This is a genomic window from Proteus sp. ZN5, from assembly GCF_011046025.1.
Lineage (GTDB): Bacteria > Pseudomonadota > Gammaproteobacteria > Enterobacterales > Enterobacteriaceae > Proteus.
Window position 1 is genome coordinate 1,913,934 of the sequence record NZ_CP047639.1, and the last position, 13,160, is coordinate 1,927,093.

The window sequence follows — 13,160 nt, forward strand, 5'->3', positions numbered from 1 at the left end:
AAAACAATGCAGGAAGTGCCTACGACAAAAACAAAAGGGGTAAGTTTCACAACCCGGCTAGCGAACGCTAATTTTTATACTGCAGGTTATAGTACAAATATTCATTGGCTAGGATTAAATTCACCTGAAAAGTATGCTTTTTACCATTTGGTAGATAAGCCAATGTTAGGTTTTAAATATACTTACGAGGGAATAATCACAGGTTCAGCTTTTCAATCTCACCACATGGTTGATAGCGATGATGAGCGCGCTGATTTATTATTAGCAACCAAACCTGTCACTCCCTACCATGTAATAATTTATTACGAAGATGGTACTTCTGCGGCATTTGAGTTCCTATCAACTTCAACATCAACACGATTGGGTGGTGGATTTAAAATAAAACAACTTAATGAATTTGATGGCATATTGTGGATGACGGTAGATCCTCATACCAAAACTTATTTTGTAAATGGTCCTTATAACCGATGAAATTGAGAGTCATAAAACAGCATAGAACAGAGTATCCCAATCCCATAGCCTTTACGAAAGGTACACAACTCACTGTTGGCGAAGAGTATAAAGGGGAAGAAGATTGGGATAACTGGTTTTTTTGTACCACACTTTCTCATTCTGGTGGTTGGGTACCTATGCAGTGTATTCAGTTAGATATGAATTCCAATCAAGGAATTGCGATAAAAGACTACACAGCAAGAGAGCTGAATGTTGATATTGGCAATGAACTTTTGGGTACAGAGGTGTTAAATGGTTGGGTTTGGTGTATCAGAATAGCAGATAATCAAAGTGGTTGGGTGCCATTGAGTCATCTATCACGAGTCTAAATACCTCGCTTTAAAAGATTAAGAATACCTTAAAATTTATTTTCTCTTCAAATATTCTTTCTTTAACTATCCTTATTTATTTTTCTCGCAATCATTATGTCAATGTTATGATTTTAAATAGCTTTTTTGTTTTTGATTTAAGATTATAAAAAATGATACATAAGTAACATTTTTGCTTCTTTTGCCTAACTCTTTTTATGTATAGAAAATTAAAAACCAATTTATAAAAAACTTTAGTAAAAAATTAAAATAAATTGAAAAAGTGTCGATAAGAGTACATTACGCCCTATTGGGCTTACTTTATCTTGTTAGTTGAGAAATTCGATGCAGAAACTTCGTAACATTACTATTCGTCTGATGATGATAATCATTCTGGGGACATTATGTGTGTTATTTGGCAGTGTCAGTCTTTATAGCGCATGGTCACTATCACAAATATCTGAAGGCAATCAATCTGATAATCAAATAATAAAGCAAATGGCTGCACTCAGTCAGGGAAATGATCAGTACTTTCGATTCACTTCTCGATTAAATCGTCTCGTTGAGGAGAAAGCTGAAGGCAAAGAAGTTGATTTTACACAAGCACAACTGGCGATGGAAAATATGGAAAAGCAGATTACGTATATGAAATCTGTTTCTCCAGGGCCAATGGATGCAAAAGTATCAAAAGAGCTAATGGATGTATGGCAAGCTCTTTTTGAGCAAGGAGTAAAAAAACAGATGGAATTAGCGCTCAATGGCACCATTGAGCAATATGAACATCATGCAAAAAATGTAACACCTGTGTTGAGCCGTGAATTAGGCAATGTGAGTGAAAACTTTAATAATGTTGCAAATATAAAAATTGATAGCACTATTGAAGAAGTGGATGAGCTTATTGAAGTGACACAAATTGTTATTATTATTAGTGCCATTTTAGGGGGCGTTATTCTGATCCTTACTGACCGTTATTTAGTGGTAATGTTACAAAAGCCACTTGAATGTATTCGCCAACATTTTGTAAAAATTACAGAAGGTGATCTGAGTCATCCACTCGAGCCTTTTGGTAATAACTGTGCTGGGCGATTAATACCATTATTAAATGATATGCAAAACAGTTTGCATGAAGCGGTAAGCACTATCCGTACGGGAAGTGAAAGTATCTATCGTGGTGCATCTGAAATTGCCAAAGGGAATAACGATTTGGCTTCTCGTACAGAAGAGCAAGCAACGGCATTAGAGCAAACAGCCGCAAGTATGGAAGAGATAACTGCTGCTGTTAACCAGAACATGGAACATGCTTATCAGGCGAGAGAATTAGCTGAAGTAGCTTCAGTGACTGTCGAAAAAGGCAATGAATTAGCTGAATCTGTTGTCACAACAATGGATGGGATCTCTGAAAGCTCAAGTAAAATTGCAGATATCATCAATGTCATTAATAACATTGCATTTCAAACGAATATACTGGCTTTAAATGCGTCAGTAGAAGCAGCAAGAGCTGGATCTCATGGGCGAGGATTTATGGTCGTCGCCAATGAAGTGCGTAATTTAGCAGGAGATAGTGCGAAAGCTGCTAAAGAGATTGAAGTACTCATTGCCGACTCCACTACGCGAGTAAGAAAAGGTGCCAATTTAGTCAGCGATATGGAAAAAACGATGGAAGACATTTTGACGGGAGTTAAACAGGTAACGTCAATAATGAAAGAAATCACTATTGCATCTGAAGAGCAAAGTAAGGGTATTGGCCAAGTGAGTGTGGCTATTACTCAAATGGATGGTGTAACACAACAGAATGCCTCTTTAGTTGAACAAGTTTCAGCTGCAGCGATTTCATTAGAAAGACAAACCGAAGAATTACAGCTATCGGTACAAAAATTCAATCTAGCTCACCATTGATATAGAAAAATTTATAAAGAGTGTGTCTAATGTGGTAAGTTTTTACTCGTTAGGCGCATAAACATAATAAATTTAAACTCTTATTATTTTTGTATTTTTTGTTTTTATTTAAAAGTTAAATAAGTTTAACTTAGTCATTGATTGAGTATTATAACAGTGATAATTTATCATTTTTATGATGAGGAACAGAATATTATTATCCAAATTATGCAGGCTATAAATAATAATGTTATTTAATTTATACTCAATCAATTAAAAAGCACTTTCTATTTCAACTATCATAGTCAATCAGTGATTGCGTTAAAGTTTAAAGTGATTTGATTTTTTAAAAGATATAAATATAAATCCTCTCTAATATAAATAATAATAAAGAGAGGGGTAGACGAAGGCGGTTTTAATGTTTAGAGTATTTTTTTAATATACTGTTCAGTCTTACTTATAACATCTTGGTATTGAGGATGATCGATATAAGCATCATTGACAGTCTTATTTATATCGTGGATCACAATTTCTTTTTGTTTATCTGTCAAAGTCAATAACAAGGCTTTTAAAACTACTTTTACTGCTGCAATTTCATACTCTATATTGACAACTTTTTTTTCCATAAGATCCTCAAAAAAAACGGCAGTTTTTTGCTGTGTGATAAATTATTTTTCATATTAATTAATTGTTTAATTAAATCCAAGAAAAAATTAAATTGATAAAAAACATACGATTTTATTGTATTTTTTCATTAAAGCAGTAAATGTGAGGATATTTGAGATGAGGGAAATAGACACTTAGTAAATTTAACTTAGTGTTGTATTAATGAAAGGGAATCACAGCGTATTCTATATAAAATAATCAATAGGATGCTATTAGCACCCTATAAAATTAGGGTATAAACTTAATAGCAATAGCAAATATCGTTTTCATTAGGCTTGAGTCAGCTTCTTCACATATTGTTCAGTTAAGTTTATAACTTCATTGAGTTGAGGATATTTGTTCGATGTATCCTCAAGCACTATAGATATATTGCCCAACATATCTCTTCGTTGTTTATCACTTAGCGTGGAAAGTAAAGATTTGATAACAATTTTTAGAGCAGCAATTTCGCATTCAATTTCTTTTAAATTTTTATCCATGATTTACCTGCCAGTATTTAATGGATGAATAATATAGGTAATTTTTTTGTTTATCACAATTATAGAAGCATATTATTTAGAGATACATCGCACATTATGGCTAATGCTCTAGTCTAATATAAATTATTAAAAATAATTATCAAATTGTAAATTTTATATGTGGCAGTAAATTGAAGTCTTATTGATATTCTCTGACTTTAGGGGGAATAAGATAAATGATTAAAATTGATCTTGGGTCTAGTTTTATTTAAATTTCTTTATTTTTGATTATATAATAAACAATTCTTAATGATAATAATAAAAAAATATCTTTTAAAGATAGTCTATTTTTGTCGTGTATTATTTAATAGTGAAGTGAACAAGAATATTGTTACTTTTTTTCTATGAAATACTAAAATTTTTATTTGTCAGTAGAGATATTATAACCAAATAAATTACATTAACTTTGATGATAAAAAAGAAAAAGAGCTTATGTTTTTTACATGAAGCTCTTTTTAGTTTATTGGATTATTGATTATTGATTATTGATTATTTTGCTTCACAAAAACAACGTAGGCATCAACCCAGTTTTGCATAAAAGTTGCTGTTTTCTCTGAAAACTGTCCATTCTCAACCATTCCGTCATACCACTTTAGATAACATTCTGGTTGATTTAGGGTTGGCATATTCAAGAAGGCTAACGAATTACGTAAATGCTGTTGAGCTATTGCTGTACTAATATTACCAGTTGAAACCCCAATAATACCTGCTGGAATTTTATCCCAAGCATTTGTTCCATAAGGGCGAGAGGCTTGGTCAATAGCATTTTTAAGTACCCCAGGTATTGAGCGGTTATATTCAGGAGTGATAAAGATGATGCCTTGACATGCCTCTATTTGTTGTTTGAATTCGACAACAGAAGAAGGGGTATGACTGTCATCGTCTTGGTTATAGAGAGGGAGAGCACTAATATCGATAAACTGACAGGTAAATTCTTGAGGAAATAACTTAATTAAGGCATGTGCTGTTTGTTTATTAAACGAATCTTTTCTTAAACTACCGACAACGATACCAATTTTAAAATGACTCATCTTAGTTCTCCTATTTTGAAGGATAAAATGAATATCAAAGGCTATATTAGATATTCATTTTTTGATTTTATCTCGGTATTTAAAAACAGCAACAAAATATAAGCGTATTTTTTACACGTAAATTACGTAAATAAATGATAAAATTAGTATTATTATTTTTATTATTATCTGGTATTATTCCATCTATATAAAGAAACGAACAGTTTATATGACAACATTTTTACTAAATAAATCCGATATTCAAGATTTGATGCATTTAGTGTGATGTAAGTAGTATTTTAAGAAAAAATAAATGAAATGGTAGGAACACTCATTGCAACCAAGGGTGTTAGCCTATTTATTTAGTATGCAGTAGGTAATAGAAAATTATAATAAAATGGCTTAAAATGCGACAACTCATATGCTCTTATTTAAGTCTGATCGGAATTAAGGAAAAATGATGTCCTTATTACAAAATAAAAAGAATGTCCTCGCTGTATTTATGGCAACCAGCGTCCTCGCCCTATCAGGGTGTGCGTGGACTGATCACACTCGTCCAATTGAAACGCCAGCGCCAGCACAAACCACACAGCCTGTAGCAACTACTCAGCCTGTAGCAACTACTCAACCAGTGGCTGTTGCTCAACCGCTTTCTATGACACCAGCAGCAGAGCCTGCTGATAGTGGTGTAGATGCAAGAAAATTGGGACTAGCACCGCAAAGTGCTTGTATTAAACAACTTGATTCTTTGAAAACTTTTTCTCCATCTGATTATCAATCCATGATGAGCTCATTTAAAGAAATTAGCGAAATCAATGCGATGTACCGTAGTGTTCAAGGTACAGCAAGTAAAGATAGTTTAGATTTATTAAAAATGAGTATTGAATCAAAAACAGAAGTTTTATGTGCAAAAGTTCGCTATTTGTCGATTATGTCAGTTAACTCGACATTAAAAAAATTAGGTGAATAATTACTATGAAATTAAAGCAGAGTGTTTGTCTCGCTTTTATGCTGTTTCCAACACTATCGTTTGCCAATAATGAGTTTAATTCTGTTATTGAAGATTTCGACCGTTATTTTGAAACGCAAGAGCCAATTAAAATTGAGCCTAAAACATCTGCTACAATTTCATCGTCAACGAGAACCGGTCAGGCTAATCGTGGAGTAAACCGCACTACAGCGACTCAACAGGCAAAACCAGAGCAACGAGTTAAACCTTCTACGCCAGCTAAAACAGATAATCAGGCAGTCGAACCTGTTAAGACTCCTGATATCACGCTGGCAGAAAATTGCCCTGTGTTACCAGCTGATTATTCAAAATTAAAGAGTGACTACACTCGTTATTTAACTCCGTTGCTTTCATTTATTCCGATTAAACCGCAATTCACACCAGAGGATCTTAATCGTTATAGCTACAGAAATAATGCAACGGTTTATAACCCCTTGGCTCTGTATTCAAAAGAGAGTTATGCAAGGCCTCAACGTAATGACAATTTCTTGTTAGATATTATTCCAGGAACATTTTATTCTGTTACGGCCATTCCTTTTCACTTTGCATATCAGTTCAATCGCTCTGTACTCGATCATAAACAACCTCTTTTTAATAAAGAGCTATTAAATCGTTTAGCAGATACGAGAAATAAATACCAAACGCTATATCAAAAATACACTGAGCAGGTAGCTATAACAAAAGAGCATTTAGAAAAACTTCAAAATGCAAATAACCAAATTAAACAACTCGAATTGGCACTGGCTGAAACAGAAGAAAAATTAGCTACCGCGAATAACTTACTTACTGATGACTCGTTAAAACAGGCTGTTGCTAAACTACAAAGTGATTTGGAAACTACAAAACAAGAACGTGACTTATTAGTTAAGCAGTTAGCTGAAAAAGAAAACATATTACAGGCAACAACAGTAAAAAATACAGAGTTAGCCAAACAGCAGCAAGATTTTGAAAAACAAGCGGGAATACTGAAAACTTTAGAGACGAAATATACGCAGCTTGAGCAAGAAAAAGAGCAATTACAATCTCAGTATCAACAAGCTCAGGCTCTGTTAAAAGATGACAGTGCCAAAAAAGAGATCGATAAATTACAGAGTTCACTTGATAGTATAAAAGTAGAGCAAGAAAAGTTAATTAACCAATTAAATGAAAAACAAACACTTCTTGCTAAAATTGAACAAGAAAAAGAAGCTATACAAGTTCAGTATACTGAATCTCAGCAGTTGCTAAATGTCAGTAATAAGCAAAAAGAACAAGAATTAGCTGATTTAGAAATCGCAAAAAATAAAGAAATAGCAACATTAGATAAGTCGTTATCAACAATAACGATTGAGCAAGAAAAATTAACTAAACAACTCTCAGATGTACAAAATCAATTAGCAACCATAAAGAAAGAGAAAGAAGATGTGCAGGCTCAGTTTGCACAGGCTCAACTATTGCTAAAAGATGACTCTGCGAAAAAAGAGATAGATAAATTACAAAGTACACTACTGAAGATCACATCAGAACATGAAGATTTATCTAAAGAACTTGCATTAAAAGTAGCGGAAGCAGAAAAGCAACAAGATGCTAATAGACAACTTGTTGAGGAGCAACGCAAAGAAATAGCACAACTAAAAACTCAAGTTGAGAAAAGTAATCAAGAACAAGCTCAACTTAATAAATCGCTTTTAGCTGTTCAACAGCAAAAAGAACAAGTGGATGAGAAATTAAAAGCGATCCCAGAATTAAAATCACAGTTAGATAATAAGGTCGCTGAATTAGCTGATTTGAAGAAGAGTTTATCTGCTGGTGAAAAGGCGGTTGATAATTTAATTACAGATAAAAATAATCTGATAGCTAAATTAGAGAAAGCACAAAGTGAGCTATCGAATAAATATCAAACATTAGATACGCAGTTTAAAGAGAACAATATCGCATTAGCTCAAGTCACTACGAGCAAAACAGAGAGTGAAAAAACGTTAGCATTGCTAGAAAAACAACTCACTGAAAAGCAAAATACGACTGATAAATTGAGTGCTCAATTAGCTGAAGCCAAAGTGCAATTAGAAAAACAAAATACAGAAAGTGCACAGCAAATGAGTACATTAAAGCAGCAGCAAACTGAATCTATTGCTAAATTAAATGAGCAAATCAAAGCAAAAGATGCTGAATTAGCGAAAGCGAATGCGGATAGTAGTAGCATCTTAAAAGAGAATAAAACGCTAAAAGAGCAGCTTGAAAAAATGGCCGGCGAAGGGCAAATGATCGCAGGGCAACTTGCTTATGCTTATTCAATTATTGGAAAAGATAACGCTCAGCGTAATAAATCCATTTTATCTGAGATCCAAAAACAAAATTACGTACAATATGACGATAATACCTATTTTAAAATATTAAAACAGGGTAAGCCAGTGGCTTCAATTGCAAGTAAAACCGTTGTATTTACAATGCATGAAGAATTGACGGACGGTACTGTAACGCTTAATTATGATAAAGCTAAGCCGCTTATTCTGCCTTACCGTCAACTGCCATTACCACTGAATACCTTTATTGCAAAAGCGGGTATCAACGGTAAAGCTAAAATTTATATAAAACCAGGTGGTGGTTATGGGAAAAATGGTGTTCCAGGACAAGTGCCACCAGAATCTATGTCTATCGTGACAATTGAGATCTTAGATATTAAATAGAATAATTAAAAATCAATATCAGCACTTCCCTTTTTATTTAGAGAAGTGCTGATGTTTTTTTGTCGCTATTATCGCCATAAAAATTCATCGTTCTTTAAGCAAAGATCTCTTTCTAACAACCAATCTTTTAAATTTTGACAGTTTTCTGGATGTTCTGGGATATTATTTAAAATCTCCCATAATGGTTTTATTAACTCAGAACTTGGCGTTATGTTTTGGATGTAATCTAAAGTATTATTAATTTTAACATTAAAAATAGGTTCATCTTTCCAATTGTTGAGGAATAATTGGATCTCTTTTTGTAATAAGTCACCAATATCAATTAGTTTAGCTTTATTTGCATTAAGTTTAATATTGATATCATCTAAAGATAAAAAAGAATCACTTTTATTTGATAGTTGCTTCTCTTCAAATGATTTAATATTTTCACACTGCTTAATCTGAAGCTCTAGCTCTCTTTTTTTGTCATAAAGAATGAAAAGCTGGGGAGTAATGTGTTGAGCCCACCAACTAAAAAGTGGTTTGATTACAGCTTGAATTAAACGCATATGCTCATTGATATTGATTGTTGCACTTAATAATTTATCCCAATCTGCTGGTGTTAGTGCTGAATGTGGCTGCTCTACATGAAAAGAATGTGCAAAACTAATAACATCACGTATATCTTCTTTAGATATCATAACAAAGCAGTATTTCTTTCGTAAAAACCAAGTGGACTGTAATAAACTGTCTAAGCTTTCACGGCATAAAATACGCGAGAGTATTTTTATTTGCGGTTCATTAATATCACATGCAGTAACGGTATTTTTATTTGATTGCAAAGAAAACTGTAGATTAAATAAGTCATCTACAGTTTTTTCATTGCTGGGCGCCATTATTTTTTTTAGTAAGGCTAAATAGTCATAATAATGGGCTTTGGTGCTATATATATTTTCTTTTATCACGATATACGACTCACTCATAAGAACAAATTTCAAGTATTCTAGCTATGAATGACTTTTAGATATTATGATATTCGGTCGGATTTTTTATAATTTTGATTTGATATTTCTCGCTTTACTTGGCGTCATATTAAAACGACGATGATAACTTTGTGTAAAATAAGATTGACTTGAAAAACCTGATTCCATTGAAATATCAACAATACTCATTTCAGTGGTCAGTAACAATTGGTGTGCATAAATAATACGTCTTTCACAGATCCATGTTCTTGGAGAAGTACCATAGACATGGTTAAAAAGTTCTTTAAATGTTGTTAATCCCATTCCAAACTCACGAGCAAATTGTTTGAGTTTCCAATTTTTTAAATGATTTTTCTCCATAAAAATCTTTAAACGATCGACCTGACGATGGCTAAGTTGGCGCAATAACGCCATTAAGTCAGAGCCTTGTTCAGTTGAAAGCAATAGAATTAAAAGTTCTTCAACGCGTAATTGTGTGAACGTTTCAGGGCAAGATTGAACAGTAAGGTACTCAAATCCATTACTACAAAATTGGATAAGTGATGAGTTTTGAAAACAAATAAAGGCACTAGAAAACTCTTCATCTCTTTCTATTTGGCATAAGATATCATTGTACTTAGACATGAAATCTCTTAAAAAGTCATCAGAAAGTGGGATGTAAATAATATCGGTAGGCTCTGTGCCTTGTGTTTTTATTGTATAGTTACCTTGTTGTAGAAAAAGAACTTGGTTTTCAATTACAGTCACTGTGTCTGTACAATTTTGCAATATAAGTGCATTTTTTCTGATAAGAAAAAGCGCTTTTTGTTCATTTTCTAGTATTTGGTATTGTGGATAAAAATAAGATTTTTTTTGAATAGCACAATCATATCGATTGTTTTTTTCGCACTGTATTGTATTCATGTTTCGCCCAAATTTATTATATAAGTATCACTGTATTTTTATAAAAATAAATATAAGGATATTTATAAAAACACTTCTTTATTATTGAATGCTATTAAAAATAAAAAACAGGTTATTTTCTTTAATTTGATGTGGTTTTTTTTTAGATATTAGACATTACATTTTCGTTTGCTAATTTAAGATAAGTCATTCGCTTAACTTAATGTCATTTATTATAAATTGCAAAAAGAAATTAAATAAGGATAAGTACTTTTTTAAGATGATAGGTAATAGTGGTGCGTGTTAATGTAATTAATAATTTACGCCTTGTGTTTTTTTGTATAAAGTTAATTTATAACAATATCTTATGAGTAGCTCACTCTCTTTACAGTGTAAAAAAATAATAAGTGTGTTTTAAATACCAATATAATTAAAAAAATCAAAATGTAATAAATGAGAAATAAAAATGTTATGAAAATATTAAAAAACAGAAAGCGATATATAAATAAAAAAGAAGATTAAAATTGAAAGATAATTTAATTTCATTGGTGATATTAACATTAGTTACTATAATGCTGTTTTTACTTTTTATATAATAAGTAAAAATCATAAAATAAAAAATAAAATACAAAAAAAACACGATTTATTCTTTGTTTTAAATTTATTTTTCATTGGTGTTGTGATGACTTTCTCGTATTTTTTTATAGGTGTTAAAATAATTTAAAATTAAAATGCTTAAAATTTTTGAATAACTTTTTATAGAAATATAAGATAGAGAATAAAATGTTAATTTTCACTGAAAAATATTTATCTAAATAAATTGATAGTCCTTACATTTTATTCACATTAGATGTAGGTTATTAAAATAATCAGTTTTATTTCTTAATTTAACTAAATATTATTTCACTCAAGGAACAAATCAAAAAACTAAAAGGTAATAATAGGCTTATTACTGGCATTATACTTGCCATCTATTTATTAGAATGGTGAATGCATAAGTGTATTTATTGTCAGGGAGGTAAGGATATAGCTAATTATGGAGAATAAGCGAACACTGCGAAATATTATATTCAGCGGGATATGGATAATTTGGACTCTTGCCTTAATCGCTTTTTGGCGTTACCAGATGGCAGGCGAGTTTTTGATTATTCTAATCCTAATTTTTAGCATTATTATTTATTCTATGACGTTGAGGTTAAAAAAAGCCGCTATGTTTAGTCGTAAAACTGAAACACCAAAAGCAGCAGAGCCTGTTGCACCAGTAATAACAGAAGAGAAAAAACCGATGCCAGAGCAAAAACTATACACGATTATTGCAAAAGGAACGGTATTCCAAGGCGATATTAATGTTGAAGGCGATATCCAAATTTGGGGTAAAGTAGCCGGCAATATTAATGTCAAAGATGGCGTTATTCGTGTTATGCATGCGGGACAAGTTGAAGGTGAATTAACAGCACCTGATATTATTATTGATGGTTTTGTAAAAGGCATCTGTGCTGCAAATAATTTAGATATCTTAGAACACGGTGAATTACGTGGTACTAGTCGTTGTGGCAGTATGTCTATTAAGCGTGGTGGTATTTTTACTGGGCAATCAGAGCAAGTTGAACATCAAGCAAAATCAGTTGCTCAACAACGTGTTGTTTCAATAAAAGAAAGCTCTAATGCAAATAAAGATAAAGTTGCTGCTCCAGTAGAAAACCAACTAAAAGAAAATAAAAAATAAAGTACCATTTTTCTTTTCATTGTTCGTTGCTTATCCTATTTTATCGCTATTGTCTTAATTTTATATAAATAGAGAATAACGATGAATTTAGATACTCCCAGACTACACCTAAGAGAATGGCGTGAGAGTGATAAAGCGCCATTTTTTTCTGAAATCAACTCTTCACCTGAAGTGATGCGCTATTTTCCTTGCACTTTATCTCAACTAGAAAGTGATAATATGGTTGAGACTATCCGCGAAAAATTTATTCAGCAAAATGGATGGGGAATGTGGGCAGTTGAATTAAAAGAAACTCAAGAATTTATTGGTTTTGTGGGATTAAATATTCCAGCGGCGTCTTTGCCATTTAATCCCTGCGTAGAAATTGGTTGGCGGATTGCGCAAAAATTTTGGCGAAAAGGCTATACCTATGAAGCTGCTTTGGCCGTATTTAAATGTGCGTTTGAAACGTTGGGATTAGAAGAGGTTGTCGCTTTTACCGCAGTTTCAAACCTTCCATCTCAAGGTGTGATGCAAAAACTAGGTATGCATCAATCTGATAATTTCTTTCATCCAGCATTAGATAAAGCACATCCTCTCGCTGAGCATGTTTTATATCGCTTGAAGAAGTCTGATTTTACTTTTCAGTCGAACGGATAGTGCGTTTTTTTTCAGGAAGAGGAGGAACGGGTTTTTTATCATCAATAAGATGACGTATTGCTAATATCGGATGATAAATCAACATTCGAGGACCAGCCCAGCGCATGATCTGTTTCATCGTTTCTCGTTTGGTTGGTTGATAACAATGAATAGGACATTGTTTACAGGCTGGTTTATTTTCACCATAACGACATTTATCTAATCGGTTATAGGCATAATTGATTAATTGTTGATAATAATCTGAGTCAGCTTCAGGATGCGAATGAGCATAAAGGTGCACCATTTTTTGAATGGTTTTTTTCTCACGATTTATTCTTTTTCCTGACATACCTTTCTCTCTTAACTATATGTTGCATTTATTATGCATCTTATCATTAAGCCGATAGAGACGCTAAAATATTATTTAA

13 protein-coding genes are annotated in these 13,160 nt (G+C 32.4%); 7 read left to right on the forward strand and 6 right to left on the reverse strand.

Features of this window, described 5'->3' with window-relative positions; genetic code table 11:
- The first annotated feature begins 6 nt into the window (after positions 1–6).
- The 3 genes from GTK47_RS08760 (at position 7) to GTK47_RS08770 (ending at position 2,696) form a co-directional block, all read left to right on the forward strand.
- A complete protein-coding gene (locus GTK47_RS08760) occupies positions 7–471 on the forward strand; it encodes a hypothetical protein (protein WP_165122801.1) in 465 nt (154 codons plus the stop codon).
- On the forward strand, positions 468–821 hold the full coding sequence (locus tag GTK47_RS08765) for an SH3 domain-containing protein (protein WP_165122802.1): 354 nt from the start codon (positions 468–470) through the stop codon (positions 819–821). Before GTK47_RS08760 ends, GTK47_RS08765 begins: the two co-directional genes overlap by 4 nt.
- A 324-nt stretch (positions 822–1,145) precedes the next feature.
- Positions 1,146–2,696 (forward strand): methyl-accepting chemotaxis protein, encoded by a 1,551-nt coding sequence (locus tag GTK47_RS08770; protein ID WP_165122803.1) that lies wholly within the window; start codon positions 1,146–1,148, stop codon positions 2,694–2,696.
- Positions 2,697–3,097: 401 nt separating this feature from the next.
- Here GTK47_RS08770 and GTK47_RS08775 read toward each other — a convergent pair whose 3' ends face one another.
- The 3 genes from GTK47_RS08775 to GTK47_RS08785 form a co-directional block, all read right to left on the reverse strand.
- Positions 3,098–3,301 carry a hypothetical protein gene (locus GTK47_RS08775; RefSeq protein ID WP_165122804.1) on the reverse strand — a complete coding sequence of 68 codons (204 nt, stop codon included), beginning with the start codon at positions 3,299–3,301 and terminating at the stop codon, positions 3,098–3,100.
- 309 nt (positions 3,302–3,610) lie between these two features.
- The gene (locus GTK47_RS08780) at positions 3,611–3,820 is read right to left on the reverse strand and encodes a sigma-S stabilization anti-adapter protein IraP (protein ID WP_098942235.1); all 210 of its coding nucleotides are present in this window, start codon (positions 3,818–3,820) and stop codon (positions 3,611–3,613) included.
- A 521-nt stretch (positions 3,821–4,341) separates the two neighbouring features.
- Entirely contained in the window at positions 4,342–4,890 is a 549-nt protein-coding gene (locus GTK47_RS08785; RefSeq protein WP_165122805.1) for an NAD(P)H-dependent oxidoreductase, read from the reverse strand.
- Between the two features lie 439 nt (positions 4,891–5,329).
- Here GTK47_RS08785 and GTK47_RS08790 point away from each other — a divergent pair, with 439 nt between their 5' ends.
- Both GTK47_RS08790 and GTK47_RS08795 read left to right on the forward strand, forming a co-directional pair.
- Positions 5,330–5,839, forward strand: a complete 510-nt coding sequence (locus tag GTK47_RS08790; RefSeq protein WP_241256085.1) for a hypothetical protein — start codon at positions 5,330–5,332, stop codon at positions 5,837–5,839.
- Positions 5,840–5,844: 5 nt separating this feature from the next.
- Positions 5,845–8,544 (forward strand): sugar transporter, encoded by a 2,700-nt coding sequence (locus GTK47_RS08795; protein WP_165122807.1) that lies wholly within the window; start codon positions 5,845–5,847, stop codon positions 8,542–8,544.
- A 68-nt stretch (positions 8,545–8,612) separates the two neighbouring features.
- Here the strand turns inward: GTK47_RS08795 and GTK47_RS08800 are convergent, their stop codons facing one another.
- Positions 8,613–9,488, reverse strand: coding sequence for a T3SS regulon anti-activator ExsD domain-containing protein (locus tag GTK47_RS08800; protein WP_241256086.1), 876 nt, complete (start codon positions 9,486–9,488; stop codon positions 8,613–8,615).
- An 84-nt stretch (positions 9,489–9,572) separates the two neighbouring features.
- A complete protein-coding gene (locus GTK47_RS08805) occupies positions 9,573–10,409 on the reverse strand; it encodes an AraC family transcriptional regulator (protein ID WP_165122809.1) in 837 nt (278 codons plus the stop codon).
- A gap of 1,189 nt (positions 10,410–11,598) precedes the next feature.
- Between GTK47_RS08805 and GTK47_RS08810 the strand changes: the two genes are divergently transcribed.
- Together GTK47_RS08810 and GTK47_RS08815 are read left to right on the forward strand one after the other, a co-directional pair.
- Positions 11,599–12,114, forward strand: a complete 516-nt coding sequence (locus GTK47_RS08810) for a polymer-forming cytoskeletal protein (protein WP_241256087.1) — start codon at positions 11,599–11,601, stop codon at positions 12,112–12,114.
- Positions 12,115–12,195: 81 nt separating this feature from the next.
- The gene (locus GTK47_RS08815) at positions 12,196–12,753 is read left to right on the forward strand and encodes a GNAT family N-acetyltransferase (protein WP_165122811.1); all 558 of its coding nucleotides are present in this window, start codon (positions 12,196–12,198) and stop codon (positions 12,751–12,753) included.
- Here the strand turns inward: GTK47_RS08815 and GTK47_RS08820 are convergent.
- Positions 12,731–13,081, reverse strand: coding sequence for a nitrous oxide-stimulated promoter family protein (locus tag GTK47_RS08820; protein WP_165122812.1), 351 nt, complete (start codon positions 13,079–13,081; stop codon positions 12,731–12,733). The genes GTK47_RS08815 and GTK47_RS08820 overlap by 23 nt on opposite strands.
- Positions 13,082–13,160 lie beyond the last annotated feature (79 nt).